This window comes from Pseudomonas sp. SIMBA_067 (assembly GCF_046534675.1).
Taxonomy (GTDB): Bacteria; Pseudomonadota; Gammaproteobacteria; order Pseudomonadales; family Pseudomonadaceae; genus Aquipseudomonas; species Aquipseudomonas putida.
This window is the reverse complement of record NZ_JAWRYH010001478.1, coordinates 1-231: the sequence shown is the minus strand read 5'-3', so window position 1 is coordinate 231 and position 231 is coordinate 1. Positions and strand designations below refer to the sequence as shown.

General features: G+C 63.2%; 1 protein-coding gene. It reads right to left on the bottom strand.

From position 1 onward, the window contains the following. Positions 1-231, bottom strand: a 231-nt coding sequence (locus SB765_RS34345; RefSeq protein ID WP_410933119.1) for a rhodanese-like domain-containing protein, incomplete at both ends; no start/stop codon positions are given.

The following is a 231-nucleotide window of genomic DNA, read 5'->3' as shown; positions in this document are numbered from 1 at the left end:
CCAGCTCGGCCAGGCGTGCGATCAGCTTGTCCTGCGGAATGTTCAGGGCGCCAACAATGTGGCCGCCGGCAAATTCCTTGGCCGGGCGAATATCCACGACAACGGATTCGTCCTTGTTGACCAGCGCGGTCAGCTCCGACGTGCTCAGGCTGCGGCCACCGCGGCTCATTTCATGAGCGATCAGCAGCGCCAGCAGGATGACAAAGGCACCCGCGAGCAGGTAGTGGGCAG